Origin of the sequence: Streptomyces katrae (genome assembly GCF_000717655.1) — a bacterium.
In the GTDB taxonomy this organism is placed as follows: Bacteria; Actinomycetota; Actinomycetes; order Streptomycetales; family Streptomycetaceae; genus Streptomyces; species Streptomyces katrae_B.
In genome coordinates this window covers 155125-180035 of the sequence record NZ_JNZY01000005.1, presented here as the reverse complement: position 1 = coordinate 180035, position 24911 = coordinate 155125, and the positions used below count along the sequence as shown (strand labels likewise).

Genomic DNA, 24911 nt, shown 5'->3' with positions numbered 1-24911 from the left:
GCGAAGTGGAACCGCGTCAGCCGCCTTCGTGGGTCCCGGTCGTCCGTGTGCGGTCAGCGTCGCAGCTGTACGAACGCACGGCCCGCGGCATGCCAGGTCACCGCTCGGGTCCAGCCCGCGTCCGCCGCCTCGGCACGGAGTGCACGGGTACCGAGCCGGGCCCACGGGAACGGCGCCCCGCGTCCGCCGTGACCGTCGTCGACACGGACGTCGACGCGCTCGTCGACGTCCACGGTGGCCACCTCGACCAGCAGCGAGCCGCCCGGGGCCGCGAGCCGCGCGGCGCGGCGCAGCAGCGCGCCGGGGTCGCCGCCGATGCCGATGTTGCCGTCGATCAGCAGGACCGTGCCCCACCGGCCCTCGCTGGGCAGCGGATCGAACACGGACCGGCACAGGGCGCTTCCGCCGGCGCGTATGGTGCGGGTCACCGCCTCCGGGGTCACGTCCACGCCCAGCGCGGGATGCCCGCGGCGGGCGAGGGCGGCGACCAGGCGGCCCGGCCCGCAGCCCAGGTCCAGGACCGGGCCGTCGCAGCGGGACAGGACGGTGGCGTCGGCGCTGTCGGGTTCGGCGCACCAGCGCTCCACCTCCAGCGGCAACAGCCAGCCGTCGGAGCGGCGCAGATAGAGAGGTCCTTGGCCGGTGCGCAGGGCGTCGGCGTACGGGTCGGCCCGCCAGGCCCGGGCGGCGGGCTCCGCCAGTTGCGCGGTCATCGGACGGCCGGGCACAGCTCGGCGTGCAGGACGGCGAAACGGGTCCCCGGGGCGGCGGCTGCGACCTCCGCCGCATCGCCTGGGGTGTCGACGTCGCGGAGCGCGGGGAGGTCCCGTACGGACCGCCCGGACGCGGTCAGCCGCAGCCGCTGCACCTCCCCGGTCTGCGGTACGGACATCGGTACGCCGATCAGCAGCGCGGGATCGGGCTCGGCGAGCCCGAGGGCCCAGAAGCCGCCGTCCAGGGCCGGGCCGAACCAGGCGTTCGTGCGGCTGAAGTCGAGTCCCCGGGCCAGGAGTTCCGGAGTGACCTGCGGGGTGTCCATGCCGATCAGCAGCGCGGGACCCTGGTACAGGGCGAAGGCCGCGGCCAGCCGGAGGTCGAGCACGCCATCGCACTGCGGGACCACCTCGATCCCGTCGGGCAGCCAGTGCCCCGGCGCCCCGTCGAGGTAGAGGACGCGCCGCCGGGCCGGCGTGGCGAGGACGGCGTCCAGGGTGTCCTGCAGCGCGGCACGGGCCAGGGCCGCGGCCTGCTGCGGGGTGAAGTGCGGGGTCAGCCGCGTCTTGACCCGGCCGGGGACAGGGGCCTTGGCAATGACGAGAAGAGTGCCCTCGTCGGTGCTCGGGTTGCTGCTGGGGTTGCTCCCGTCCGGACTCATGCGCCGGCCCCGCCGGCCGGGACGGACCGGGTGCCGGGCGCCTCGGCCAGCACCCGCTGCATGTCCCGTACCGCATGCCAGGTGCCCCGCCAGGTACCGGTGACCTTGGACTTCCCGGAGCGCGGCAGGTACGGGACGTCCGTCTCGGCCACCCGCCAGCCCGCGTCGGCCGCCCGTACGACCATCTGCAGCGGGTAGCCGCTGCGCCGGTCGGTCAGGCCCAGGCCCATCAGTGCCCCGCGGCGCGCGACCCGCATCGGTCCGAGGTCGTGCAGCCGCAGCCCCGTACGGCGGCGCAGCATCCGCGCCAGCGCGAGGTTCCCGGCGCGGGCGTGCGCGGGCCACGCGCCGCGGCCCTGCGGGCGGCGCCGGCCGAGCAGCAGGTCGGCCTCGCCGGCTGCGACCCGGGCCGCCATCGGAGCGAGCAGGGCGGGGTCGAGGGAGGCGTCGCAGTCGCAGAAGCAGACGAGGTCGGCGCTCGCGGCGAGCAGTCCCGCGTGGCAGGCGGCGCCGAAGCCGCGCCGCGGTTCGCTCACGACGGTCGCCCCCAGACTGCGGGCGATGTCGGCGGAGGCGTCGGTGGAGCCGTTGTCGACGACGATGGCCCGCCAGCCGGCCGGCACCCGCGCCAGCACCCAGGGGAGCGCCTCCGCCTCGTCGAGGCACGGCAGTACGAGGTCCGCCCGGGGCGGCACACAAGCAGAATCAGTCACGGTCCACACCGTAGGAAGCGGACGGGGACGAAAGGGGCTTCAAGTCCTTACGAAACGCGGACGCCGTGCGGGATCGGGGGAGGGCGCGTTCCACGCGACCGGGGCGGATGCCAGGCTTGGGCCATGGCAGTCAGCAATACGCAGAGCACGGACGAGGGCCAGGACGCCGTCGGCCCCGGCGGGGCGGGTACGCCGGACCGGTTCACGGGCAGCGTCCTGGTCGTGGAGGACGACCCGACCGTCTCGGAGGTGGTGGCCGGATACCTCGACCGGGCCGGCTTCGCCGTGCGCCGGGCCGCCGACGGACCGGCCGCCCTCCGCGCCGCCGAGGAGCAGCGCCCGGACCTGGTGATCCTCGACCTCATGCTCCCCGGGATGGACGGACTGGAGGTCTGCCGGCGGTTGCGGGCGCGCGAGCACGGCGCCGACCGTCGTCGAGGTCAGGGCGGCACCCCGCCCCTCCCGCCCGTCCCGGTCATCATGCTCACCGCACGCGGTGACGAGGACGACCGGATCCTGGGCCTGGAAGTCGGCGCGGACGACTACGTGACCAAGCCGTTCAGCCCGCGCGAACTCGTCCTGCGCGTGCAGTCGGTGCTGCGCCGGGCCGTCCCCGCCCCGCCGGCCGCCGGCCCCCGGCTCACCGCGGCGGGCCTGAGCCTGGACCCGGCCGCCCGCCGGGTGAGCAAGGACGGCCAGGAGCTCGCCCTCACCCTGCGGGAGTTCGACCTCCTCGCCTACTTCCTGCGCCACCCCGGGCAGGTCTGCGACCGGGAGCGGCTCATGCGCGAGGTCTGGGGCTGGGACTTCGGCGACCTGTCCACCGTCACCGTCCACGTCCGCAGGCTCCGCGGAAAGATCGAGGACGATGCGGCGAGCCCCCGCCTGATCCAGACCGTATGGGGCGCCGGCTATCGCTTCGACGCCCACCCCGCCCCGGCGGCCCCCGCCACGGATCCCCGGACGGAGCTCGGACATGCGTGAGCAGGACCTGCTGCTGATCGCCCTGTACGCGCTGCTCGGCGCGGGCGGCGCCGGAGCGCTGGGCGCGGTCGCCCTGCGGATGCTGCGGCGCCGCAGCATCGCCGTCTCACTCGCCGTCGTGACCGCCGTCGCCGTGTTCGCGATGCTCGCCGGCACGCTCACGGTGGCCTGGGCGATGTTCCTCTCGACGCACGACCTGACCGTGATGACCACGGTCGTCGCCGTGGCGGCCGCCGTCTCCCTGGGCGCCGCCCTGCTGCTGGGCCGCCAGGTCGTACTGCGCTGCCGCGAGCTCGTCGCCGCCGCACGGGTCTTCGGCGAGGAGGGCACGTTCACCACGCCCACCGTGCCCGCCCCCGCCGAACTCACCGCGCTCAGCCGCGAACTGGCCCTGACCAGCGAACACCTGGAGTCGTCCCGGGAGCGCGAGCGGGCCCTGGAGACCTCACGGCGTGAACTGGTCGCCTGGATCTCGCACGACCTGCGCACCCCGCTGGCCGGTCTGCGCGCCATGTCGGAGGCGCTGGAGGACGGCATGGCCGCCGACCCCGCCCGCTACCACCGGCAGATGCGCACCGAGGTGGACCGCCTCAACTCCATGGTCGGCGACCTCTTCGAGCTCTCCCGCATCCACGCGGGCGCCCTCAGCCTCAGCCCCACCCGGTTGAACCTCTACGACCTGGTGGGCGACGCCCTGGCCGGAACCGACGCACTCGCACGCGAGCACGGCGTACGGCTGGTCGGCGACGGCGCCGCACCGCTCCCGGTGGAGGCGGACGGCAAGGAGATGACCCGCGTCCTGTCGAACCTGCTGGTCAACGCCATCCGCCACACCCCGGCCGACGGCACGGTCGCGATCGCGGCCGAATCCCGTGAGGGAGCGGTGGTGCTGTCGGTCACCGACGCCTGCGGCGGCATTCCCGAGGAGGACCTCGCGCGCGTCTTCGACACCGGCTGGCGCGGCACACAGGCCCGCACCCCTCCTGGAGGCGCGGGCCTGGGCCTGGCGATCGTCCGGGGCATCGTGGAGGCCCACGACGGGCACGTACACGTCCGCAACGTCTCCGGCGGCTGCCGCTTCGAACTGACCCTCCCGGCCCCCGCCTAAGGGCTGTCCCGTAATCCCCGGCGGGCGCACGACGCCGGCTACGGCACCTCGCCGCGTTGTCGGAACGCCCGAATACGCCCAGTATGTGGGCGCCCCTCCGCCTTGCGATGCACCGCATCCGACGCCGTGCGCTGACCCACCGGGGATTACGGGACAGCCCTTAGGAACATCGGGAGGGCCGGGGGTCCGGAGAGCCGGCGGCCCGGTGGACCGGCGGACCGGTGGTGGCTCAGGGCGTGTCCGCCCCGGCCGCCAGTTCCGCCATCCCGGCGGCGAACGGCACCACCGGCCGCCAGCCCAGTTCCCGGCGCAGGCGCGCCGAGTCGGCGGTGATGTGCCGGACGTCGCCCAACCGGTACTCGCCGGTGACGACCGGGTCCGGGCCCCCGCACGCGGAGGCCAGGGCCTTGGCCATGTCTCCGACGGTCCGCGGATCGCCGCTGCCGACGTTGTACGCGGCGAAGCCGCCCACCGCGCCGCCCGGGGACTCCAGCGACTCCAGCGCCACCGCGTTGGCCACCGCCACGTCCCGCACGTGGACGAAGTCCCGCCGCTGGCCGCCGTCTTCGAAGACGCGCGGCGCCTCGCCCCTGGCCAGCGCCGAGCGGAACAGCGCGGCGACCCCCGCGTACGGGGTGTCGCGGGGCATCCCCGGCCCGTAGACGTTGTGGTAGCGCAGCGAGATCCCGCGACCGCCCGTAGCCCGCGCCCAGGAGGCCACGAGGTGCTCCTGGGCCAGCTTGGTGGTGGCGTAGACGTTCCGCGGATCCATCGGCGCATCCTCCCCGACCAGCCCGGGGGCCAAGTCGGCGCCGCAGGCCGGGCAGCGCGGCTCGAACCGGCCGGCGGCCAGATCGGCCTCGGCACGCGGCCCGGGCCGGACCACGCCGTGGGCGGTGCACTCGTACCGTCCCTCGCCGTAGACGACCATCGACCCGGCGAGCAGCAGCCTGCCCACGCCCGCCTCCGCCATCTGGGCCAGCAGCACCGCCGTACCGAGATCGTTGGCCGACACGTAGCCGGGTGCGTCCCCGAAATCCTTGCCCAGGCCGACCTTCGCCGCCTGGTGGCAGACCGCGTCGACGCCGGCCAGGGCCTCCCGCACCTGACCGGGATCCCGTACGTCCCTCCCGTCCGCCGCCAGGTCGAACACCACCGGGTCGAGCCCCCGGCCTGCAAGTTCGGAGACGATGTGCGAGCCGATGAAGCCCGCTCCTCCAGTCACGAGTACGCGCATGAGCCGACGCTATGCCGCACCGTGGCCGATGAGGCAGATGCCCGGCCGCACGTCACGGATCCGTAAGAACGAACCCGGGCCCGACCGCTGTCCGGCCAAACGTTCGAATGGCTGGGTGTGTGTGACAAGGTGAACGGATGACGGAACACCGCGAGGGCTCTGCCCTCCACCCCGGTACCGGACCGGAACCGTGGTCGGACTCGATCGGGGTCCCCGGCGATCTCCTCGCGGCGAAGTCGCGTGTCTACGACCCCTGCGGGTTCACCTGCTCGCAGCCGGTGCCCGAGGCCGAGAGCGCCGAATACGCTGCGCACGCGTTCGTCCTCGACGGCCGCCGTGTCCGGTTCCGTGCAGCCAAGACGACGCCCACCAAGGTCGGCCAGTTCGTCACCGTGTGGCAGAGGTCCGCGCGCGGGCCCATCGCGCCGTTCGACGTCGCCGATCCCGTGGACCTCGTCGTCATCAGCAGCCACGACGGCGAGGGCTTCGGCCAGTTCGTCTTCCCCATGGACGCACTGCGCCGGAACGACGTCGTATCGGTGGACGGTTGCGGCGGGAAGCGCGGCTTCCGCGTGTACCCGCCGTGGGTGACGACCGCCAACCGCCAGGCCGGGCGCGCGCAGCAGTGGCAGGTGGAGCACTTCCTCCACCTGCCACAGGACGGCCCCGTCGACCCGGCCCGCGCCGAGGAGCTGTACCACCCGTAGGCGGGTCAGCCGGTGGTGGCGGGTGAACGCGTCGGAGCCTCGCGCTGGTGCGGGACCGGGGGAGGCGTCGACGCCAGGAGCTCGTCGCGGTGGAGTGCGACCGTGCGGGTGGGGGCGGGGATCGAGATGCCCTCCACCCGGAAGCGCTGGTGCAGGCGCTTGATGAACTCGTGCTTGATCCGGTACTGGTCGCTGAACTCGCCGACGCCCAGGATCACCGTGAAGTTGATCCTGGAGTCCGCGAACGTGTGGAACCGGACGGCCCCTTCGTGGTCGGGGACCGCGCCGTTGATGTCGGCCATCACGCCGTCGACCACCTCGAGGGTCACCCGCTCGACCTGCTCCAGATCGCTCTCGTAGCCCACACCCACCTGGACCAGGATCGACAGCTGCTGCTCGGGTTGCGTGAAGTTGGTCATGTTCGTCCGCGCGAGACGCCCGTTGGGGATGATCACCAGGTTGTTCGACAGGTTGCGGACCACGGTGTTGCGCCAGTTGATGTCGACGACGTAACCCTCCTCACCACTGCTGAGGCGGATGTAGTCACCGGGCTGCACGGTCTTCGAGGCGAGGATGTGAACGCCCGCGAAGAGGTTGGCGAGTGTGTCCTGCAGGGCCAGGGCCACCGCCAGACCGCCTACGCCGAGGGCCGTGACCAGCGGCGCGATGGACACGCCCATGGTCTCGAGCGCGACGAGCACACCCATCACGAGCACCACGATGCGCGTGATGTTCACGAAGATGGTCGCCGATCCGGCCACTCCGGTCCGCGCCCCCGCCACCGACTGGACGAGCCCGGAGATGACCCGGGCGGCGCTGAGCGTGGCGATGAGGATGATCAGGGCGGTCAGGGACTGGTTCACGAAGCCCAGGATCCGTGCGTGGAGCGGCAGGGTCGAGGCGGCCACCGCGACGCCGGCGATGACCGCCGCCCAGGGGGCGAGCGTGCGCAGCGCGTCGACGATGATGTCGTCCCCGCTCCAGCGGGTCCGCTCGGCGTGCCGCCCCAGCCAGCGCACCAGGGCGCGCAGCAGCAGTCCGGCCAGGGCGCCCGCGGCGACCGCGATCCCGGCCACCAGCCAGTCGTGCAGGACGAGTTCCCGGTTCAACGGACGCCCTCCGCTTCGCGCCGGACCGGGGGAGCGGCGACGGGCGCTGCGGGTCGTCGTATGAGGTGTGTCGTCACCTTGTCACCTGTCAGTTTGTCGTGCATGGAGCCTCGTTCGGGCGCGTGTACGCATTCCGGAACGGGCTGCCATCCTGCCCCATGGGCCGGGGGACCGCTGCAGCCGGGCCGTGGTCCGCCCCCCGGCCCGGGCGACGGGCCTACCGGCGTGCTGCGGCCGGGACCGTGGCCGTCGGCGTGTTCCAGCCCGAGATCCTGATCCGGGGCGCGGAACCGCGCAGATCGGCGGTACGGTACGTCGCCGTCACGGTCGCCGACTCACCGGGCCAGAGGCTGATCTGATTGTCGGACCACTGGACGGGCAGAACGGGGACGTCCTTGCCGTCCACCAGATGCAGGTCGGTGAGCAGCGCCGGCGTGTTCCCGCCGCCGGTGTTGCGTACCGTGACGGTGGTCGTGGAGGTCGCCGGCGCATCGCTGTCCACGGCCGTCGTCGCGGTGGCGGCCACGGAGGCCTGCGCCATGGACCTCAGCCGGGTGAGATCGGCGTAGGCGGTCGCCGGGGTGTGGTACCAGTCGCTCTGGCCGTAGTCGAGGACGTCCCGGCGGGTCGAGAGCCAGTACACGTTGCGGCTCACCTCGCGGCCGGCGGCGTCCGTCAGGACCAGCCGCGCGAGATGGGTGGTGGACAGCCCCTCCACCGAGGCCGGAAGGGTCAGCGCGGTGGTCTTCGCGCCGTCCCCTCCGACGCCGAGTCCGGTCACGGTCCGGTCGTACTTCTGCGTCCCGTCCGTGTTGAAGAGGGAGATCCGCGCGGTCAGTCCCGACACCGCCGCCGCGCGGCGGTTGACGACGGCCACCGTGCGGTCGTCGTACGAGTACTGGATGTGCAGCGGCTCGTTCGCCTTCTTCGCGCCGTAGTAGGCGCCGCCCTGGTCGAGGAAGCGGTCCACGAGCTGCCAGTGCAGCGAGGTCCAGCCGCTGTTGAACATCCAGTAGATGACCCCCGTCGACGGCTTCGAGGCGTCCGTGGCGTTGCGCGCGTACGCCTCGAACTGCGCGCGGACGTTCTCGTACTGGGCGAGCTGCGCCTTCGCGACGTAGTCCTCGAGGCTGCGGGGGGCGCCGTACCGGGCGGTCAGCGCATCGTCGTACAGCTTGAGCGTGGCGTAGGTGCGGGAGGGGGAGCGGTGGTACTGCGGCGCGGCCGGGTCCTTCCAGAGGGCGGTGAGCTCGGCGGGGGACATCATGCGGCGCAGGGTGTCGAGCGTGGGGACGTCGGGGCCGGCGCTGGTCTCGGAGTTGAAGCCGGTGGCTCCGCCCTCGCGCTTGTCGTACCAGTAGCCGGGCGGCTCCCAGTCGTAGGGGCCGGGCATCCGCATCCCCGAAGGGCCGCTGAGCGGCGCCGACTTGGCGGAGGCTGCGGGGATCACCGGGGTGGGCCAGTCGGCGGCCTTCAGCGCGTCGAGGTAGCCCCTCTCGATCTCCGCGTCCGGGGCGAAATCGCTGCCGATGAGGAAGGAGACGACGCTGGGGTGATCGCGCAGGCGCGCGGCCTCGGCCGCCATGGAGGCCTTGGCGACCGGGTAGTCGGCGGTGGTCCAGCTCTCCCCGGCCTCGGTGCCGTTGACCTCGCCCTCCCACTTGGTGCAGCACTGCCAGCCCGGCAGGGTGAGGATCCCGTACCGGTCGGCGAGGTCGAAGAACTCGTCCGGTTCGAGGTGCCCCTCCAGGCGCAGGGTGTTGAGGCCGAGGTCGCGTGCGTACGCCAGCCGGTCCTCGGTGTAGGTCCGGTCCCAGCGCAGCAGCTGGTCGGGGGACCAGCCGGCGCCCCGGATCAGCAGCGGCCGGCCGTTGACGGAGTACTGCCGGGCCCCGTCCTTGTTGAGCGGGGCCTGCACGCTGCGGATGCCGAAGCCGTGGCGGGAGCGGTCGGACACGGTCCCGGACCCGGACCCGGCCGCGGACGGGGCACCGGCCCCGGGCACCGTCACCGTCAGGTCGAGCGCGTACAGCTCCTGCGCGCCCATCCCGGCGGGCCACCACACGCGCGGCGAGTCGAGGTGCAGCCGGGGCGTGTCGGCCGGGGCGAAGGCCACCGTCTTCGTCTCGTGGGCGCGCAGGGACACCTCCCGGCGGAAGGCGACGCCGGTGCCGGTGGGTCCGGCAGGTCCGGTGGGTCCGGTGGGGTCGGTGGCGCCGATGGTCCCGGAGAGGGTGGCGGTGACCGCCTCGGCCGAGTCGTTGCGCACCTGCGCCTTGACGGTCACGTCCGCTGAGGCCAGGGACGGCATGGCCAGGCTGGTGACCACGTGAGCATCGCGCAGGGCGACGGGTCCGCCGCGCCGTACGAGCACGTCGCGGACGATGCCCATGTTCTCGTCCGGCGGCGGCTGCAGCCAGTCGAGCCAGCCCATGGTCAGGTTCTTGCGGGGGTTGTTGGGCTGGATCCGGAAGGCCACCGCATTGGCGCCCGCCGTCACCAGGCCGGTGACGTCGAGCTCGTGACGGGTGTACGCGCCGACGACCTCGGACGCGGTGGCGACCTGTCGGCCGTTGACGAACACGTCCGCCGCGGAGACCACCCCGCTGAAGTCCAGGTACGTACGCGAGGACGTGTCCTCGACGGTGAACTCGGCGCGGAACCACCACGGCACGGTGAAGTCGGCGGCCGGGATGCGCTGCTGGTTGGTGGAGTAGAACGGGTCGGGGTGCTTGCCGTCCGCGACCAGGGCGGCCAGTACGGTGGAACGCGGCCCGGCCGGATACCAGCCCGTCGTCAGGTAGCCCGGGGCCGAGACGGCGGCCGCCGCGTCGGAGACCTGGGCCGTCGACCGGATGGCGTACCCGGACAGGGGCGTGGCGCTTCCCGCCGCCGCGGGGACGGCGGTCACCGCCCGTACGTGCGCCGGACGGGGGGAGGGAGCCGCGGCAGGAGCACCCGCGACGAGCGCACCCAACAGGCCGAGCACGGCCAGGACCCGGGTTTCCCACCGGGCAACCCGAAGAACGCGAACAACACGGACAGGAGAGGGGAACACAGTGGTCTCCGGGAGGCTCAGGCGGCTAGGGCGGAGGTGATCACCAGCGGCGGTTCGGCCCGCTCCGCGGCCCACGGGTACCGCTGCACGAGAGCCGGGTCGGCGACGGACAGCGCCTCGTCGACAGTCGGCCGGCGCTGGGTGACATCGCGGAAGCGGGCGCGTTCCAGCAGGGCCGGAAGCAGGTCCACGGGCCAGGCGTGGTTGCGTACCTCCTGCCAGGAACCATCGGTGCGGCGCAGCCGTAGCGGCATCTCGTCGCCCGGCCGGTACGCGGCCCCCGCCGTGCCCACGCGCAGCGAGGCGTACTCCAGCTCCGTACAGGCGGGGTCGGTGGTCAGCAGCACGAGCGGGGCCCCGGGCCGCAGCAGGCGGCGGATCTCGGCGAGCACCGCGAGCACGGCCTCCTCGGTCGGGAGCGAGGCCAGGACGTGGTTGCACATCACCGCGTCCGCGGACCCGTCGGACAGGCCGGTCACCCGGCCGTCCCTGACCAGGTGGAACTCCGCCACCTCCGTCGCCGTGCTCCGGGCCAGCGCCAGCATCTCGGCGGACGTGTCCACCCCCAGCACCCGCGCGCCCAGCAAGCGCGCCGCCCGGTCGGCCACCCGTCCGGGCCCGCAGCCGTAGTCCACGAGCACCCCGTCCGTGCCGATCCGGGGGCGGGACAGGGCCTCGAACACGAACGGATAGCCGAGCAGCCAGTCCGTGGCCGCCTCCACCGCCGCGAACGCCTCTGCCCCGGCAGGCCCGGACCAGGCGCCGCCCCCTTGCACGTGTTCCTCTGACGCGTTGCTCACAGCTCCCCACTATCGGCCCGGCGGGCCGGGCGACGGCAGCGGCGCGCCCGTCCCGTACGCGGCTCAGGGCCACGGGACCGGAAGGCTCAGGGCCGCGGGACCGGAACCGCCGGCCGATCCGCTCCGGCCGTGTACGACGGTCGGCCAAGTGGGGCGAGTGAGCCGTTCCGCCGGGGCGGCTGGTGTTTCCGGCCCCGGAGGCCGGGCAGTGTGGTGGACTCCGGCCCCGGCCCGGCTCCGTGGAGCCCCACGTCTCGAAAGGCATGACATGACCTCGCCTGTCGGCAGCGAGCTGCTCCCCAATGCCCGTGAGCTGTTCGACATCCCCGAGGGCACCGCCTACTTCAACACCGCGAGCCTGGCACCGACCCTGCGCAGCAGCCTCATCGCGGGCGAGGGCGCCCTCCTCAAGCGCGCGCAGCCGTGGCGGATCCACGGAGCCGACTGGTTCAGCGGGGCCGAGCAGCGCAGAACGCTGTTCGCGGAGCTCATCGGGGCAGCCGCGGACGACATCGCCCTCGTACCGGCGACCAGCTACGGCCTCGCGGTGGCCGCCGCCAACCTGACGGCGCCGGCCGGCAGCCGGGTCCTGGTCCTCGCCGGCGAGTACCCGTCCGGGATCTACACCTGGTGGCGGTTCGCCGAGCGTACGGGGGCCTCGATGCTCACCGTGGACCGGGAGCCCGGCCGCACCTGGACCGAGGCCGTCCTCGGCGCACTCGCCGCCCACGACGACGGCGTGGCCGTGGTCTCGGTCCCCCGGGTGCACTGGACCGACGGCGCCCTGCTCGACCTGGACCGGATCGCCGAGGCCACCCGGGCCGCGGGCGCCGCCCTGGTCGTCGACGCCAGCCAGTCCGCCGGGGCGATCCCGATCGACATGCGCACGCTGCAGCCCGACTACCTCGTCAGCGTCGGCTACAAGTGGCTCCTCGGCCCTTTCGGGCTCGGTTACCTGTACGTGGCTCCGGAACACCAGGAGGGGCGGCCGCTGGAGGAGAACTGGATCCTGCGCAAGGACTCCCAGGACTTCGCACGGCTCGTCGACTACCGCACCGAGTACCAGCCCGGCGCCCGCCGCTTCGACGTGGGCGCGCGCACCGCCTTCGAGCTCACCCCGATGGCCACCGCCGCACTCGAACAGATCTCGGCCTGGACCGTCCCCCGCATCGCCGTCACCCTGGCGGCGACCACGGCCCGGATCGCCTCGGCGGCCCGCGAGCGGGGCCTGCCCGTCCCGGCCCCTCGGGGCCCGCACATGCTCGGCATCACGGTCCCCGAGGGGCTCCAGCAGCGCGTGGTGGCCGCGCTGGAGGAGGCGAACGTGTTCGTCGGGGCCCGGGGCCCGGCCATCCGCATCAGCCCGCACCTCCACACCACCGGCGCCGACATCGACCAGCTGCTCACTGCGCTGGACGCCGCGCTGAACCGGCCTTGACGCCTGCAGCCGAGCCAGTCGGCCGGAACCGGCCTCCGCGGCGTTCTAGAGGAAATCGCATGCCCGTGCGTAGGATTCCGATGTCCCATCGCACTTTGAACACAGCTTCCACACAAGCGAGTTCGGAGGTCATGTTGAGATCCAGCAAGCGTGTCCCGCGTCGATTAGCGGCCCTGGCCGTGGGCTTGGCGGCCGTCCTGGCCGCCCCCGTCGGCTCCTCGGTGGCGGTTGCCGCCGTGCAGCCCACCGCACCTGCGGTCAGTTCCGTGGCCGCAGCACCGGTGGTGGGCTTCCCCGGCAACCAGGTCAACTACCAGTACGACAGCGTCCGGCTGCAGATGACCGCCGGAGGCGGCACGACCCCGTACACCTGGTCGGCAGCCAATCTGCCGCCCGGCCTGTCGGTCAACTCGTCGACCGGGCTGATCTCCGGCGTGACGCGCACCAGCGGCACCCGCACCGTGACGGTCACCGTCAAGGATGCGAAGGGCGCCACGGGCTTCACCACGTTCACCTGGCGCGTGATCCGCGACGCCTGCCCGCGCTGCTGACCCGCCGGCCCTGAGAACCCCGTCGCGGGCGGGGCGGCCGGCGCACGCCGCGCCCCGCCCGCGAACCATCGGTGCCGCGCCGGCGTCCCACCGGGGGAGGGGGTGTTCATGTCAGGAGCGGAACCGCAGGCGTGGCGGCTCCCCGCGCTGGTGCCCGTCATGGCGGCCACGGCCGTGTACGCCTGGGCCCACTGGTGCTACGGCGGCACCTCGGCGCCGTCCGGCACGGTCGCGTTGGCGGGCGGAGCGGTGCTCGTCGTCGGCGCCTCGGCGGCGTACTTCGCGCTCGTGCGCGGGAACGGCAGTCTCTTCGGGGCGCTCTTCCTGGCCCTGGGGCTGCTGCTGACCGTGACGGCCGCGGATCAGGCCGCCTCGCGCGGGGAGGTCGCCCTGTGCGTCGTGCGCGAGGTCCAGGCCAAGGTGCAGGCATCCGCCGGAGAAGGCGCTCCGGCGGAGAAGACCGTGTACCGCCACGTGCTGGACTGCCCCGGCGGCTACCCCGATGAGCTCAGGGACGACCGGCGCATCGCCGGCACGGGTGCGGAGGTGCGGGTCGCCTACGACGCCCGGCACCGGGCGTCCCCGGCCCTGGAGGGCGAGAACTCACCCTGGACGGCCGGATCGTGGGCCGTGGCCCTGCTCGCCACGAGCACGCTGCTGGCCGCTGCCAGGCGCGGCCCGGACGCGTAGGCCGGGCAACGGCTCGGGCAGACCCACCGGTGGCTTCGGCGATCGAGTGAATCCGCTTCCCGTACTGACACGCCACGGCGCCGTCCCGGGCGGACGGGGCAGGCCCGGTACGGTCCGATGCGACGCATCGAGGACGAGGAGAGCCTGACGTGCCCATCGCAACCGTCAACCCCGCGAACGGCGAGACGCTCAAGACGTTCGACGAGCTGGGGGCCGAGCAGATCGAGCAGCGCCTGGCGGCCGCCGATTCGGCTTTCCGGAGCTACCGCACGACGGGGTTCGCCGAGCGCGCCCGCCTCCTCGACCGTGCGGCCGACCTGCTCGACCAGGACCAGGACGAGATCGCCCGTACGATGACGCTCGAGATGGGCAAGCCGCTGGCCGCCGCCCGGGCGGAAGCGGCCAAGTGCGCGAAGGCCATGCGCTGGTACGCCCGCAACGCCGAGGAGCTGCTGGCCGACGAGCACCCCGCCCAGGCGGAGGTGGCGGACGCCGGCGCCTCCCGCGCCCGGGTCCACTACCGCCCCCTCGGCGTGGTCCTCGCGGTGATGCCCTGGAACTTCCCCCTCTGGCAGGTCGTCCGCTTCGCGGCGCCCGCGCTGATGGCGGGCAACGCGGGGCTGCTCAAGCACGCCTCGAACGTGCCGCAGACCGCGCTGTACCTGGGCGACCTCTTCCGGCGCGCCGGTTTCCCCGACGGGGCGTTCCAGACGCTGCTGGTGTCCTCCCGCGCCGTCGAGGGCATCCTCCGCGACCCCAGGGTGGCGGCGGCGACCCTCACCGGCAGCGAGCCGGCCGGCCGGTCCGTCGCCGCGATCGCCGGTGACGAGGTGAAGAAGACCGTCCTGGAGCTGGGCGGCAGCGACCCGTTCGTGGTGATGCCGTCGGCCGACGTCGAACGGGCCGCAGCGGTCGCCGTCACGGCCCGGGTGCAGAACAACGGGCAGTCCTGCATCGCGGCCAAGCGCTTCATCGTCCACGCCGGTGTCCACGAAGAGTTCACCCGCAGCTTCACGGCCCGGATGGCCGCGCTGATCGTCGGCGACCCGATGTCGGAATCCACGGAGGTCGGTCCGCTCGCCACCCAGCAGGGCCGGGCCGACGTCGAGGAGCTCGTGGAGGACGCCGTACGCCGCGGAGCCACCGCGCTGTGCGGCGGGGGGCGGCCGAAGGGCATGCCGGACGACCTGGCGGGGGGCTGGTTCTACGAACCGACCGTGCTCACCGGAATCACCCCCGAGATGCGGATCCACCGCGAGGAGGCGTTCGGCCCGGTGGCCACCGTGTACCGGGTGCAGGACCTCGACGAGGCGGTGGAGCTCGCCAACGACAGCCCGTTCGGCCTGAGTTCGAACGTATGGACCCGGGACGAGGCCGAGCAGGAGCGCTTCGTACGGGACATCGAGGCCGGCGGGATCTTCTTCAACGGCATGACCGCCTCCCACCCGGCACTGCCCTTCGGCGGCGTGAAGCGCTCGGGTTACGGACGCGAGCTGTCGGGCCACGGCATCCGCGAGTTCTGCAACGCCACGACGGTATGGCACGCCGTCGAGCCCGGCAGCGGCTCCTAGGGGGTGTCGCCCGGGCCCGCGGGGTTCGGCCCGGCGGCGACCGCCCGCGGCCGGGCCGAGGGCGGCCGCCCGCGGCCGCCGGCTCAGGCCCGGTGCGAGAAGCTCTCGTAGTAGCCGCCCAGCACGCGGTGGTAGTCCGCATCCTCGAGGTGCTTCTCCTTGTCGAACTCCGGGGCGGACTTGATCTGGTCCTTGGTGAGGCCGACGTAGATCCTCTCCTCGTCCATGTCGATGCGGGTGACGGTGCCGGCCGGCAGCAGTACGTGCTTGCCGAAGATCCACGGGCCGGTGTCCACGACGACGTACGAGGCGGCGACCTCGTCGGAGTGCTTGTCGACCTTGCCGATGCTGCCGTCGAGCGCCTCGACCTTGTAACCGGTCATGTCGGTTCCGGTCAGGCGTCCCGTCGTCTCGCGGTAGATCCACACGTTGATCATCGTGGTTCACTCCTTCGTCCCTGGGACGGGGTTCCCGGGGGCGCCTGCCCAGCCCGTTCCGGTCCACACCACACCGTTCCACCGCCGCGCATGCGGGGCGCTCCAGGGGGTAGGCGCGGCCTGTGTTCCCCGCGGTGAAGGAGGACGCGTATGAGCCGCGTAGACCGTGAGAACCGCGCCGCGCTGTTCGATGTGGACGGGACGCTCGCAGACACCAATCACCTGCACATCGCGTCCTGGTGGGAGGCGCTCAGGCAGGCGGGACACAGCGTGCCGATGCACGCCATCCACCGGGCGATCGGCCTGCCGGGCGAGGACCTCCTCGCCCATCTGCTGGGCGAAGGCCGGGACAGGAGCGAGGACGCCGCGCTCAGCGCCGCGCACGACACTCTCTACGGGACGTATTTCGACCGCCTGCCCCGGCTTGACGCGGCGGACGAACTGCTGCGCACCCTCGACCGGCGGGGCTGGCGCGTCGTCCTCGTCACCTCGGCCGGAAGCGCCGAGCTCGATGCGCTCAGGCGGGCCGTCGACGCCGACGATGCCATCACCGCCACCGCGAGCTCCGACGACGTGGAAGAGGGCAAGCCGGCACCCGATCCCGTGCACCACGCCCTCGAACTCGCCGGCGCGCCGGCGCACCGCTCCGTGTTCGTCGGCGACACGGTATGGGACATGAAGGCCGGCACCCGGGCCGAGGTCACGTGCGTGGGCCTGCTCTGCGGCGGGATCCCGCGCCTCGACCTCGAAGAAGCAGGCGCCTCTGCCGTGTACCGGGACCCGTCCGACCTCCTCGACCGGCTCGAGCAGAGCCCCTTCGGCAGGGAACCGGCCCGTACGGGCACCGCTCGCTCCCCGGAAGGGGACCACGCACGATGATGCACACCCCCACCCGCCGGGCCCGGCGGGGGCAGTCGCGGCGGAGCCACACCTTCCGTCAAACCCGGTGGGTCGGCACGGGCACGCCGCCGAACGACCCCGTACCGCCGAGTCCCACACCGGCGCCCGGCCCGGGCCCCGGTCCGGTGCCCGGCCCGCTGCCGGGGCCCGTTCCCGCCCCGGGCGGACCCGGCCCGGTGCCGCCGGCCCCGCCGCAGCCCGAGCCCGATCCGCCGGCGCCCGTTCCGCCGCCGGACCCGCACCCCGGCCCGGACCCCTGCCCGGCCCGGCGCCCGCCCCGGAGCCCGTCACCTGACGCCTCACGCGGGAGGTGACGGCTTCGCGTGCCCGCCGTGAAGCTCGCGCCGTGTTGGCCCGTGTCCCGGGCCGGGCCCAGGGTGAATGCGGGCGGGCTGACCGGGAAGAAGGCTATGAGGACCGGCTGCACGGCGTACGGAGCGGAACCGGAGTACCGCATGGCAGCAGATGTGTACGGCACGGGCGGTGGCGCGGCGCCGCGTTGCGCGGCGGACGTCCGCTGGAGTGGACACACGGCGGTCGTCACCCTGGTGGGGGAGCTGGACCACGACGGTCCGGAACCGCTCGTCGAGGCCCTGGGACAGGCGCTGGCACAGGGCGCCGAGCGGATCGTCGTCGACTGCGGCCGGCTGACGTTCTGCGATTCGACCGGCCTCAACATCTTGTTGCGGGGACGACTGGAGGCGGGAGAGGCCCGCAGTGTGCTGGAGCTCGCCGCGCTACGGCCCGTGGTGGCCCGCATGTTCGACATCACGGGGGCGAGGGCCCTGTTCACCGTGCACGCAGAGCTGCCGGCAGAACTGACCGGACGGACGAGGCCGTGAAGCCGGGTCGGAGCGGGTGATGAGCGAGCCGATGGCGTCAGAAGGCCGGATCAGGCGGCTCGGCCTGTACGGCGCAGGGAAGGTGGTGGGGCGCTGCCGCGACTTCTGCCGCAGCGCTCTCGAGGACTGGGCCTGGCCCGGACCGGCGCGGCTCACCGGGCTCACGGACGAGGAGCGGGACGCCGCCGCCGAGGACGTCCTGTTGCTGGTGTCCGAGATGGTGACCAATGCCGCCCTGCATGCGGGCGGGCCCACCGAACTCGTCCTCCGGCTCGGTCTCGGCGCCCCGGAGGCCTCTCCCTGGCGAGCCGGGGACCTGCGCATAGAGGTGAGCGACGTGAGCCACGCGCTCCCGCAGCCCCGGCCGCCGACGGCTCTGGGACTGCCCGGCGGGCACGGCCTGATGGTGATGAACCGGCTCGCCCGGCGCTGGGGGGTGACGCCCCGGGAGGGCGGGAAGTCCGTCTGGGCCGAGGTGACGGCGCCGGTCCCGGTCCGCATCCTGCACGCCTCACGTTCCCGGAGGGTGTCGGCCTCCGCACGGTCGCAGGGCACACGGCCGGCCGGCATGCCACCGCGGCCATGCCGGTTCAGCGACGGAGCCCACCCCAACGGGCATCCGGGGCCCCGGCGCGGGAGCTGACCGCCACGGCCGGAGACGGCGCGGGACCGTCGCCGTCGGGATGCGGCCGGGGCCCGTCGCCATTGGGGAAATACGCGAGAGTGCCGGTCAGGGCGAGCAGTCGCGCCACCCGGGCACTCATGCTCCGGATCTGGAAACGCCGGTCGCGATCCACACCTGCCCTCAGCCGGGCATGCAGCAGGACGTTCAGGCACGAGCAGTCGCAGAAGGTCACGGCAGCCAGATCGAGCACCACCCCTGCGGGATAGGCGCCCAAGGCGGAGAGCAGGACGTCCTGGACTTCCGCGGCACAGTCCTGGTCGATTTCTCCGGCGAGGACGATCACCGCGCCGCCCGCGCCGTCCGGTTCCACGCGGACGGTCGAGAGGGCTTCTTCCGACCGTACCGTCGCTGCGCCTTGCCGAGCTGGGGACATCTCCGTCTCCCTTGGCCCAGTCGTATCGCTGTCATCTCGATCGTCCGCCGCGTTCCGTCATGCGTCAAGAAATACGGGAAAAATATTTCGCGTCTTCTCTTGCAGGTCTTCTGTCACGCGTTTCCCCTTACACGACATGCCTTACGCGACTTGTCATACGCGAATGGACGGGCGCATGATGGAGACATGGAAAGCAGCTCAGAGCGCCGCCCCACGTGGACGTTCCTGACCAACCATGCACGGGTCCTCGTCGCCATCTCGCGGGACCCCGGAGTGCGGCTGCGCGACGTCGCGGCCACCTGCGGGCTCACCGAGCGGACCGTCCAGGCGATCGTCGCCGACCTGGAAGCGGACGGGTACCTGAGCCGCTCGCGCGACGGCCGGCGCAATCGGTACGAGATCGCTGAGGGAGCGATGTTCCGGCACCCCGCCGAGGCCGGCCACGGGGTCGCGGGCCTGCTCGACCTGCTCGCCGAGGACATGTCCCCGGCGAGGCGATAGCGGGTCCGGCGGCCGGAGCCGGAGCGGCCCCGGGAAGGCCGGGAGCAGCCACACGGGTGGTGCGGCGGCCGTGTTGCCGGGTGTGGAACCCCGCGGGCGACACGATGGACCGGGCTCCATGCCCGTCCGTGTCTTCGTGGGAGGCCTGTTCATGCTCGAACGCAAGCTGCGCAAGGACCGTACCGAAGTGACGTTCGTGCTACCGGGCGACGAACCGCCCGGCCCGGTCAGCGTCGTCGGCGACTTCAACGACTGGAAGCCGGGTACGCACACGCTGACTCCGCGCGCCGACGGCTCACGCGCCGTCACCGTCAAACTGTCGGCCAAGCAGGTGCATTCCTTCCGGTACCTGGCAGCCGGCGATTACTGGTTCGATGACGCGCACGCAGACGCCCACGACGGCATCAACGGCCGCCTCCACACCTGAGGCCGTAGTTCTGAGACCCGTCTTCCCGATCGGACCCGGGAAGACGCGAACGCCTCCCGGCACCACGCCGGTGCCCGGGAGGCGGGAAGTCAATGCGCTGCTGTGGCGGCCGGGCGCATCGCGCGCAGCGCGGGGAGCAGGGTGGCCTCGGCCCACTCGAGGAAGGGGTACTGGTGCGCCCCGCCCACCTGCACGAGCGCCACCTCTGTGAAGCCGGCGTCCACGAACGGGCGGACGGCGTCGACGAAGACGTTCACGTCCTCCCCGCACGGGATCGACTCGGCGACGTCCTCCGGGCGGACGCACCGCGACGCCTGCTCGAACGCGGCGGGCCCCGGCAGCTCCGCGTTGACGCGCCAGCCGCCCAGTGACCAGCGGAACTGCTCGTGGGCGCGCTTGACGGCCGTGTCCCGGTCGACGTCGTAGCAGACGGCGAGTTGGCCGACCTTCGGCTTCCCGGCGCCGCCCGATCGGTCGAAGGCCTCCAGGAGTTCCCTCTCGGGATCGATGGCGATCGCCAGATCGGCGACCCTGCCCGCCAGCTCGCAGGAGCGGCCGCCGGAGACCGCGACGCCGATGGGAGGCGGCTCGTCGGGCAGGTCCCACAGACGGGCGTTCTCGACGTCGAAGTACCGTCCGTGGTGGTTCACGGAGCCCCCGCCGAAGAGTTCGCGGATGATCTCCACGGCCTCCTCCAGCATCTCCAGGCGGATGTGCGCGGCCGGCCACCCGGGGCCGACGACGTGCTCGTTGAGGTTCTCACCGGAGCCCAGGCCCAGCCGGAAGCGTCCCTCGGACAGCAGGTGCACGGTCGCCGCCTTCTGCGCCACGACGGCCGGGTGGTAGCGCACCGTCGGGCACGTCACGTACGTCATCAGCGGGATGGCCGTCGTGGCCTGCGCCGCCGCTCCGAGGACGCTCCACGCGTAGGGGGAGTGGCCCTGAGCGTCGAGCCAGGGGGAGTAGTGGTCGGAGATGACGGCGAAGTCGAACCCCGCGCGTTCGGCACCGACCACGTGGTCCACCAGCTCCCGGGGGCCGGCCTGCTCGGTCATCATCGTGTATCCGAATCGCACCATGTGCTGCGCCTTACCGGTCTGGAGCCCGCGAAACCTGCCGGTCGCCCGGCGGACGTGCGATCACGGACCGTGGGCAGATGCAGGACGTCGGTCCCCCGAAGGAGGGAGATGACCGGGGCGGGCCGGACGGAACGGACCCGGACCGCCGTGGGAGTGCGAAGTTGCCTGTGGTGGTCGGGTGACCCGGCCGCCGCGTCCCGCCACCCCGGATGTCCGAGGAGCCGGTCATGGTCCTGCCGCCCGCGATCCGCGAGACCCCGTCCGAGGGCTTCGGACGCCGTTCGCTGCTGCTGGGCACGGCCGCCTGGTGCGCCGGTGCGGCAGGCTGCTCACCGGGTACGGAAGCGTCTCCCGCTCCGCGGCGTGCCACGCTTGCCGAGGCCGCGCGTGCATCGGCCTCGCCCGCGCCCTCGGCGGGTCTTGCGGCCCCGGTTCCCTGGCGGCCGGGTCGGGGCGAGATCGAACCCGCGGTCAAACTCGCCGCCGTACGGCTCGTCGAGGCGCTCGGGACCTGGCCGCCGGGCCAAGGCGGCCCGCGCAACGCGGCGCAGCGGGCCGCGGCGCTCGGCATCGCCCGACCCCTGGCCGCCCGGCTCGCCGCCGAAGCGGGCCCGCTGACGCCCCCGGCGGACCAAGCCGTCGTCCGGGTGATCGACGCACAGTACGGCGGCCTCCTGCCGGACACCGCGAGCGTGCTGATCCCCTGCGCCCAGACCACCCGTACCGGCGGGGTCGTGCGCCAGGGCGGAACCACCGTCGACGTCCGGCTCGGCCGGACCCGCGCGGGCTGGGCCGTCACCGCTCTGCACCCCGGCCGCCCGGGGCCCGCCGCGCCGCTCGGCGCCTCGGCGCGGGCGGTGCTCGCCCAGCCCCGGATCGAGCTGCCGCCCGACTCGGCCGCGGACATCCGCAGCGGGGCGGTGCACGAGAGCGTGCTGCGCGCGATGCTCCGGCTCGCCGAGAAGTACCGGGTGTCGGTCAGCGTGGTCCGGTCGGGGCACCCGCTCAACGTGTTCGGCACGAGCCGGCCGAGCGACCACCCGGTCGGCCGGGCCTTCGACGTCTGGGGCATCGACGGGCATGCCGTCGTCGACCCCGCGACGCCGCGCAGCCTGATCACCGCATTCATGCGCTCGGCTGCGGCCGCGGGCTCGTACAACGTCGGCGGCCCGGTACGCCTTTCGGGCGGAGCCACGCCGAACCAGTTCTTCTCCGATGACACGCACCACGACCACGTGCACGTCGGCTTCAGCGGCTGACGCCGCGCCCCGCCCCGGCGCACTCGGGGACACGCCCGGGTTGCAGGGCAGACCTTGTAGCATTCCTGCCCATGTCGAAGCCTGACGACCTGCTCGTTGCCATCGCCGCCGCGGTGGAGTCGCAGCAGACCAATCAGATGTCGTTGACCGTGCTCGTGCAGGGCGCCGTCATCACCGGCCGCCTCGCCCCCGAGAGCGCATGGCGGCGGAGGGTGGCCGAAGTCCTGGCGGATTCGGACCGGCTCGGTCCGTTCGCGGGCCTCTTCATGGACGCCGAAGGGACCGAGGGGACGGACGTCCCCCTGCGCAGCGCACCTCATCCCCCCTCCTACCTGCACTTCCACGTCGCCAGGATCCTCCAGGGCACCGTGGGCATCCCCGAGACCGGTGGCATGTACCGGATCGCCATCAAGGACGTCAGCGCTTGGACGATGGGGGACTTCAGCTACTCCGAACCCTGAGCCCCGCGGCGCGGGCAGCGGCCCGTCGCTCGGACGGCCCCGTTTGTGCCCGTGCCCGGCGGGCAAGCGCACACACATGCCTGAGCTGGAGGAACGGGAGACGGGGACCATCACCACCAAGGTCCCGGCGCGCTTGGACCGGCTGCCCTGGTCGCGGTGGCACTGGATGATCGTGATCGGGCTGGGCACCGTATGGATCCTGGACGGCCTCGAAGTCACCGTCGTCGGAAGCATCGCCGGCCGGCTCTCCGAGGACGACAGCGGCCTCGCCATCACCGACGCCCAGGTCACCGGCCTCGCGGCGGCGCTGTACGTGGCCGGTGCGTGTTCGGGAGCGCTGGTCTTCGGGCGGCTGACGGACCTGTTCGGCCGCAAGCGGCTCTTCCTGGTCACCCTCGGCGTCTACCTGGCGGCGACGGCCCTGACCGCCCTGTCGTTCTCCGCCTGGTGGTTCTTCCTCTTCCGCTTCCTCACCGGCTTCGGCATCGGCGGTGAGTACGCGGCCGTCAACTCCGCCGTCGACGAGCTCATCCCCAGCAAGTACCGCGGTCGCGTCGACCTCATCATCAACGGAAGCTTCTGGCTCGGCGCCGTGGCCGGCGCACTGCTGTCCGTACTCGCCCTCGACACCGACGTCTTCCCTCCGTCGATCGGCTGGCGGCTCACCTTCGCCCTCGGCGTCGTCCTGGGCCTGGTGATCCTGCTCGTCCGCCGCCACGTGCCGGAGAGCCCGCGCTGGATGTTCCTCCACGGCAGGGCGGAGGAGGCCGAGCAACTCGTCGCCGACGTCGAACGACGGGTGGCGGCGGAGAAGGGCCGGCCCCTGCCCGACGTAGGCGAGTCCATCACGGTCACACAGCGCCTCAGCATCGGATTCGGCCTGATCGCGAAGACGGTCTTCCGCTCCTATCCCCGCCGCGCCGTCCTCGGCCTGTCCCTCTTCATCGGCCAGGCCTTCCTCTACAACGCCATCACCTTCGGGTTCGGCAGCATCCTGATCCGGTTCTTCGACGTCTCCAGCGGGGTCACCGGCTACTACTTCGCCGTCGTCGCCTTCGGGAACTTCCTCGGCCCGCTGCTGCTCGGCCGGCTCTTCGACACGGTCGGCCGCCGCCCGATGATCGCCGGTACGTACGTCCTGTCCGGGCTGCTGCTCCTCGGCACCGCCTGGCTCTTCGGGGCCGGAAAGCTGACCGCAGTCACCATGACGGCCTGCTGGTGCGTGGTGCTCTTCTTCGCCTCGGCCGGGGCGAGTTCGGCGTACCTGACGGTCAGCGAGATCTTTCCGATGGAGACGCGGGCCATGGCCATCGCCTTCTTCTACGCGATCGGAACGGCGGCCGGCGGCATCTCCGGGCCGCTGATCTTCGCCGAGCTCACCTCCAGCGGGGTGGTCGGCGACGCGGTCCTCGCGTTCTGCATCGGCGCCGCGCTGATGGTCGCCGCCGGAGTGGTCGCCGTCTTCTACGCGGTGGCCGCCGAAGGCCGGTCTCTGGAGCAGATCGCGACACCCCTGTCGGTGCGCCGTCCCGAGCGGTCAGACCGCCTGATGCGCGCCGGGCGAGCACGCGAGGGCGGGAGGTACGGGACATGACGGAGACGGAGCCGAACTCGGTCACCGACGTACTCGACGGGCCCGTGTACGTGGTCACGGCGGCGGCCGGCGGCGAGGTGGCGGGTTGCCTCGTGGGCTTCGCCTCGCAGTGCTCGATCCACCCGCCGCGGTTCATGGTGTGGCTGTCCACGCTCAACCACACGTACCGGGTCGCCCGCCGCGCCTCACACCTCGCCGTGCACGTGATGCGCCGTGACCAGCAGGCGCTGGCCGAGCTGTTCGGTGGCGAGACCGGTGACCGGGTGGACAAGTTCCGGTCGGTCGCCTGGCAGCCCAGCACGGACGGCAGTCCCGTGCTCACCGACGCCTGCGCCTGGTTCGTGGGCCGCATCGAGCGGCATGTCGAAGGCGGCGATCACATGGGCTTCCTCCTGGCGCCGACCGAGCAGTCCCCGCCGGTCGAAGGCGTCCCCGTCCTGCTGCGGTACCGCGACGTCAAGGACCTCGAGCCCGGTCACCCTGCCTGAGGGCGCGGCGAGCGCGGCGGACGGCACCGGGGCCTGCGCTCCCGGACCCAATTGCGGGCGCCGCCGAGGCATGAAATGCGGCATTGATGGTACACGCAGGGTGTCCTGGTCCACTCAGGTACCGGGGCCCTGGGAGGTTGTCGTGATTATCCTCGGAGTGATCCTACTGATCATAGGATTCGTCACCGGAATCTCGATTCTGTGGACGATCGGCCTGATTCTCGTCGTGGTGGGCCTCATCCTCTGGCTGCTCGGCGCTGTCGGGCACGCGGTGGGAGGCCGTAACCACTACTGGTGACGACGGCCCGTGCGGACCCCCGTGAGGGCCCCGCCCAAGCGCGTGGTCCCCGGCAGGGCATCCGCCCTGCCGGGGATGCGCCATGACGGGCGCGCGGCGAAGTCGCTGCGCCATGCGGGGGAGTGGGGCTGCCGCCGGGACCGGGCGGCCGTTGCGGAGGCAGTGTCGATCGCAGGCCCGGCCCGGAACGGCCGGCCGCACGCCCAGCGAGCGGGAGAAGCGCATG

27 protein-coding genes are annotated in these 24911 nt (G+C 72.8%); 17 read left to right on the top strand and 10 right to left on the bottom strand.

The features are described 5' to 3' along the window. Positions 1-53: 53 nt before the first annotated feature. The 3 genes from IF09_RS46830 to IF09_RS0108495 are packed head-to-tail and all read right to left on the bottom strand — an operon-like array spanning position 54 to position 2088. Positions 54-713, bottom strand: coding sequence for a class I SAM-dependent methyltransferase (locus IF09_RS46830; protein WP_030293578.1), 660 nt, complete (start codon positions 711-713; stop codon positions 54-56). Then, complete coding sequence (locus IF09_RS46825; RefSeq protein ID WP_051832228.1) at positions 710-1375, bottom strand: TIGR04282 family arsenosugar biosynthesis glycosyltransferase; 666 nt, start codon at positions 1373-1375, stop codon at positions 710-712. Before IF09_RS46825 ends, IF09_RS46830 begins: the two co-directional genes overlap by 4 nt. After that, a complete protein-coding gene (locus IF09_RS0108495; protein ID WP_030293575.1) occupies positions 1372-2088 on the bottom strand; it encodes a glycosyltransferase family 2 protein in 717 nt (238 codons plus the stop codon). The genes IF09_RS46825 and IF09_RS0108495 overlap by 4 nt, the downstream gene beginning before the upstream one ends. Before the next feature lie 123 nt (positions 2089-2211). On the opposite strand from IF09_RS0108495, the gene IF09_RS0108490 reads away from it, so the two are divergent. Together IF09_RS0108490 and IF09_RS0108485 are read left to right on the top strand one after the other, a co-directional pair. Further along, positions 2212-3072 carry a response regulator transcription factor gene (locus IF09_RS0108490; RefSeq protein WP_078613126.1) on the top strand — a complete coding sequence of 287 codons (861 nt, stop codon included), beginning with the start codon at positions 2212-2214 and terminating at the stop codon, positions 3070-3072. Further along, complete coding sequence (locus IF09_RS0108485) at positions 3065-4180, top strand: sensor histidine kinase (RefSeq protein ID WP_030293572.1); 1116 nt, start codon at positions 3065-3067, stop codon at positions 4178-4180. Before IF09_RS0108490 ends, IF09_RS0108485 begins: the two co-directional genes overlap by 8 nt. 229 nt (positions 4181-4409) lie before the next feature. On the opposite strand, the gene IF09_RS0108480 is transcribed toward IF09_RS0108485, so the two are convergent. Further along, positions 4410-5417, bottom strand: a complete 1008-nt coding sequence (locus tag IF09_RS0108480; protein ID WP_030293571.1) for an NAD-dependent epimerase/dehydratase family protein — start codon at positions 5415-5417, stop codon at positions 4410-4412. Positions 5418-5554: 137 nt separating this feature from the next. On the opposite strand from IF09_RS0108480, the gene IF09_RS0108475 reads away from it, so the two are divergent. Further along, positions 5555-6124, top strand: a complete 570-nt coding sequence (locus tag IF09_RS0108475; RefSeq protein WP_051832226.1) for a MepB family protein — start codon at positions 5555-5557, stop codon at positions 6122-6124. A 5-nt stretch (positions 6125-6129) separates the two neighbouring features. On the opposite strand, the gene IF09_RS0108470 is transcribed toward IF09_RS0108475, so the two are convergent. From IF09_RS0108470 to IF09_RS0108460, 3 genes are all read right to left on the bottom strand, one after another. Further along, positions 6130-7233: a mechanosensitive ion channel family protein gene (locus IF09_RS0108470; protein WP_030293567.1), complete on the bottom strand. Its 1104-nt coding sequence runs from the start codon at positions 7231-7233 to the stop codon at positions 6130-6132. A 217-nt stretch (positions 7234-7450) separates the two neighbouring features. Beyond that, the gene (locus tag IF09_RS0108465) at positions 7451-10291 is read right to left on the bottom strand and encodes a glycosyl hydrolase 2 galactose-binding domain-containing protein (RefSeq protein WP_030293560.1); all 2841 of its coding nucleotides are present in this window, start codon (positions 10289-10291) and stop codon (positions 7451-7453) included. A gap of 17 nt (positions 10292-10308) precedes the next feature. After that, positions 10309-11091 carry a class I SAM-dependent methyltransferase gene (locus IF09_RS0108460; RefSeq protein WP_078613125.1) on the bottom strand — a complete coding sequence of 261 codons (783 nt, stop codon included), beginning with the start codon at positions 11089-11091 and terminating at the stop codon, positions 10309-10311. A 268-nt stretch (positions 11092-11359) separates the two neighbouring features. Between IF09_RS0108460 and IF09_RS0108455 the strand changes: the two genes are divergently transcribed. From IF09_RS0108455 to IF09_RS0108440, 4 genes are all read left to right on the top strand, one after another. Beyond that, the gene (locus IF09_RS0108455) at positions 11360-12529 is read left to right on the top strand and encodes an aminotransferase class V-fold PLP-dependent enzyme (protein WP_051832224.1); all 1170 of its coding nucleotides are present in this window, start codon (positions 11360-11362) and stop codon (positions 12527-12529) included. Between the two features lie 131 nt (positions 12530-12660). Then, positions 12661-13080 carry an Ig domain-containing protein gene (locus IF09_RS0108450; RefSeq protein ID WP_234320918.1) on the top strand — a complete coding sequence of 140 codons (420 nt, stop codon included), beginning with the start codon at positions 12661-12663 and terminating at the stop codon, positions 13078-13080. A 108-nt stretch (positions 13081-13188) separates the two neighbouring features. Continuing rightward, positions 13189-13770, top strand: coding sequence for a hypothetical protein (locus tag IF09_RS0108445; protein WP_030293544.1), 582 nt, complete (start codon positions 13189-13191; stop codon positions 13768-13770). A gap of 149 nt (positions 13771-13919) precedes the next feature. Beyond that, on the top strand, positions 13920-15341 hold the full coding sequence (locus IF09_RS0108440) for an NADP-dependent succinic semialdehyde dehydrogenase (protein WP_030293542.1): 1422 nt from the start codon (positions 13920-13922) through the stop codon (positions 15339-15341). An 83-nt stretch (positions 15342-15424) separates the two neighbouring features. Here the strand turns inward: IF09_RS0108440 and IF09_RS0108435 are convergent, their stop codons facing one another. Beyond that, a complete protein-coding gene (locus IF09_RS0108435) occupies positions 15425-15778 on the bottom strand; it encodes a hypothetical protein (RefSeq protein WP_030293540.1) in 354 nt (117 codons plus the stop codon). Positions 15779-15928: 150 nt separating this feature from the next. Here IF09_RS0108435 and IF09_RS0108430 point away from each other — a divergent pair, with 150 nt between their 5' ends. The 3 genes from IF09_RS0108430 to IF09_RS0108420 all read left to right on the top strand — a co-directional run bounded on the left by IF09_RS0108430 (position 15929) and on the right by IF09_RS0108420 (position 18163). Beyond that, positions 15929-16657, top strand: coding sequence for an HAD family hydrolase (locus IF09_RS0108430; protein WP_051832223.1), 729 nt, complete (start codon positions 15929-15931; stop codon positions 16655-16657). Between the two features lie 476 nt (positions 16658-17133). Further along, positions 17134-17520: an STAS domain-containing protein gene (locus IF09_RS0108425; RefSeq protein WP_030293535.1), complete on the top strand. Its 387-nt coding sequence runs from the start codon at positions 17134-17136 to the stop codon at positions 17518-17520. A gap of 19 nt (positions 17521-17539) precedes the next feature. Then, positions 17540-18163 (top strand): ATP-binding protein, encoded by a 624-nt coding sequence (locus IF09_RS0108420; protein WP_234320917.1) that lies wholly within the window; start codon positions 17540-17542, stop codon positions 18161-18163. Here IF09_RS0108420 and IF09_RS42700 read toward each other — a convergent pair. Further along, entirely contained in the window at positions 18111-18578 is a 468-nt protein-coding gene (locus tag IF09_RS42700) for an STAS domain-containing protein (protein WP_078613123.1), read from the bottom strand. The genes IF09_RS0108420 and IF09_RS42700 overlap by 53 nt on opposite strands. A 186-nt stretch (positions 18579-18764) precedes the next feature. On the opposite strand from IF09_RS42700, the gene IF09_RS0108410 reads away from it, so the two are divergent. Together IF09_RS0108410 and IF09_RS0108405 are read left to right on the top strand one after the other, a co-directional pair. Further along, a complete protein-coding gene (locus tag IF09_RS0108410; protein ID WP_030293529.1) occupies positions 18765-19079 on the top strand; it encodes a helix-turn-helix transcriptional regulator in 315 nt (104 codons plus the stop codon). 151 nt (positions 19080-19230) lie between these two features. Next, positions 19231-19506 carry an isoamylase early set domain-containing protein gene (locus IF09_RS0108405; protein WP_030293528.1) on the top strand — a complete coding sequence of 92 codons (276 nt, stop codon included), beginning with the start codon at positions 19231-19233 and terminating at the stop codon, positions 19504-19506. A gap of 89 nt (positions 19507-19595) precedes the next feature. Here IF09_RS0108405 and IF09_RS0108400 read toward each other — a convergent pair whose 3' ends face one another. Continuing rightward, positions 19596-20585, bottom strand: coding sequence for an LLM class F420-dependent oxidoreductase (locus IF09_RS0108400; RefSeq protein ID WP_030293526.1), 990 nt, complete (start codon positions 20583-20585; stop codon positions 19596-19598). 227 nt (positions 20586-20812) lie between these two features. On the opposite strand from IF09_RS0108400, the gene IF09_RS39995 reads away from it, so the two are divergent. The 5 genes from IF09_RS39995 (at position 20813) to IF09_RS46260 (ending at position 24685) form a co-directional block, all read left to right on the top strand. Further along, the gene (locus IF09_RS39995) at positions 20813-21844 is read left to right on the top strand and encodes a hypothetical protein (RefSeq protein ID WP_051832221.1); all 1032 of its coding nucleotides are present in this window, start codon (positions 20813-20815) and stop codon (positions 21842-21844) included. 71 nt (positions 21845-21915) lie between these two features. Continuing rightward, the gene (locus IF09_RS0108390) at positions 21916-22305 is read left to right on the top strand and encodes a hypothetical protein (RefSeq protein WP_030293522.1); all 390 of its coding nucleotides are present in this window, start codon (positions 21916-21918) and stop codon (positions 22303-22305) included. A 76-nt stretch (positions 22306-22381) separates the two neighbouring features. Then, positions 22382-23899 (top strand): MFS transporter, encoded by a 1518-nt coding sequence (locus IF09_RS0108385; RefSeq protein WP_051832220.1) that lies wholly within the window; start codon positions 22382-22384, stop codon positions 23897-23899. Beyond that, on the top strand, positions 23896-24387 hold the full coding sequence (locus IF09_RS0108380; RefSeq protein ID WP_030293518.1) for a flavin reductase family protein: 492 nt from the start codon (positions 23896-23898) through the stop codon (positions 24385-24387). Before IF09_RS0108385 ends, IF09_RS0108380 begins: the two co-directional genes overlap by 4 nt. Positions 24388-24529: 142 nt before the next feature. Further along, on the top strand, positions 24530-24685 hold the full coding sequence (locus tag IF09_RS46260) for a DUF6131 family protein (RefSeq protein ID WP_199920416.1): 156 nt from the start codon (positions 24530-24532) through the stop codon (positions 24683-24685). Positions 24686-24911 lie beyond the last annotated feature (226 nt).

Excerpts from the sequence above, each read along its gene's own strand:
- IF09_RS0108490 (WP_078613126.1), top strand. The coding sequence starts at position 2,212 with ATGGCAGTCAGCAATACGCAGAGCACGGACGAGGGCCAGGACGCCGTC.
- IF09_RS0108410 (WP_030293529.1), top strand. The coding sequence starts at position 18,765 with ATGGAAAGCAGCTCAGAGCGCCGCCCCACGTGGACGTTCCTGACCAAC.
- IF09_RS0108400 (WP_030293526.1), bottom strand. The coding sequence starts at position 20,585 with ATGGTGCGATTCGGATACACGATGATGACCGAGCAGGCCGGCCCCCGG.
- IF09_RS0108485 (WP_030293572.1), top strand. The coding sequence starts at position 3,065 with ATGCGTGAGCAGGACCTGCTGCTGATCGCCCTGTACGCGCTGCTCGGC.
- IF09_RS0108385 (WP_051832220.1), top strand. The coding sequence starts at position 22,382 with ATGCCTGAGCTGGAGGAACGGGAGACGGGGACCATCACCACCAAGGTC.
- IF09_RS0108435 (WP_030293540.1), bottom strand. The coding sequence starts at position 15,778 with ATGATCAACGTGTGGATCTACCGCGAGACGACGGGACGCCTGACCGGA.
- IF09_RS42700 (WP_078613123.1), bottom strand. The coding sequence starts at position 18,578 with ATGTCCCCAGCTCGGCAAGGCGCAGCGACGGTACGGTCGGAAGAAGCC.
- IF09_RS0108430 (WP_051832223.1), top strand. The coding sequence starts at position 15,929 with ATGAGCCGCGTAGACCGTGAGAACCGCGCCGCGCTGTTCGATGTGGAC.
- IF09_RS0108455 (WP_051832224.1), top strand. The coding sequence starts at position 11,360 with ATGACCTCGCCTGTCGGCAGCGAGCTGCTCCCCAATGCCCGTGAGCTG.
- IF09_RS0108475 (WP_051832226.1), top strand. The coding sequence starts at position 5,555 with ATGACGGAACACCGCGAGGGCTCTGCCCTCCACCCCGGTACCGGACCG.
- IF09_RS39995 (WP_051832221.1), top strand. The coding sequence starts at position 20,813 with ATGGTCCTGCCGCCCGCGATCCGCGAGACCCCGTCCGAGGGCTTCGGA.
- IF09_RS0108420 (WP_234320917.1), top strand. The coding sequence starts at position 17,540 with ATGAGCGAGCCGATGGCGTCAGAAGGCCGGATCAGGCGGCTCGGCCTG.
- IF09_RS46830 (WP_030293578.1), bottom strand. The coding sequence starts at position 713 with ATGACCGCGCAACTGGCGGAGCCCGCCGCCCGGGCCTGGCGGGCCGAC.
- IF09_RS0108405 (WP_030293528.1), top strand. The coding sequence starts at position 19,231 with ATGCTCGAACGCAAGCTGCGCAAGGACCGTACCGAAGTGACGTTCGTG.
- IF09_RS0108425 (WP_030293535.1), top strand. The coding sequence starts at position 17,134 with ATGGCAGCAGATGTGTACGGCACGGGCGGTGGCGCGGCGCCGCGTTGC.
- IF09_RS0108450 (WP_234320918.1), top strand. The coding sequence starts at position 12,661 with ATGTTGAGATCCAGCAAGCGTGTCCCGCGTCGATTAGCGGCCCTGGCC.
- IF09_RS0108390 (WP_030293522.1), top strand. The coding sequence starts at position 21,916 with ATGTCGAAGCCTGACGACCTGCTCGTTGCCATCGCCGCCGCGGTGGAG.
- IF09_RS0108380 (WP_030293518.1), top strand. The coding sequence starts at position 23,896 with ATGACGGAGACGGAGCCGAACTCGGTCACCGACGTACTCGACGGGCCC.
- IF09_RS0108480 (WP_030293571.1), bottom strand. The coding sequence starts at position 5,417 with ATGCGCGTACTCGTGACTGGAGGAGCGGGCTTCATCGGCTCGCACATC.
- IF09_RS46825 (WP_051832228.1), bottom strand. The coding sequence starts at position 1,375 with ATGAGTCCGGACGGGAGCAACCCCAGCAGCAACCCGAGCACCGACGAG.
- IF09_RS0108445 (WP_030293544.1), top strand. The coding sequence starts at position 13,189 with ATGTCAGGAGCGGAACCGCAGGCGTGGCGGCTCCCCGCGCTGGTGCCC.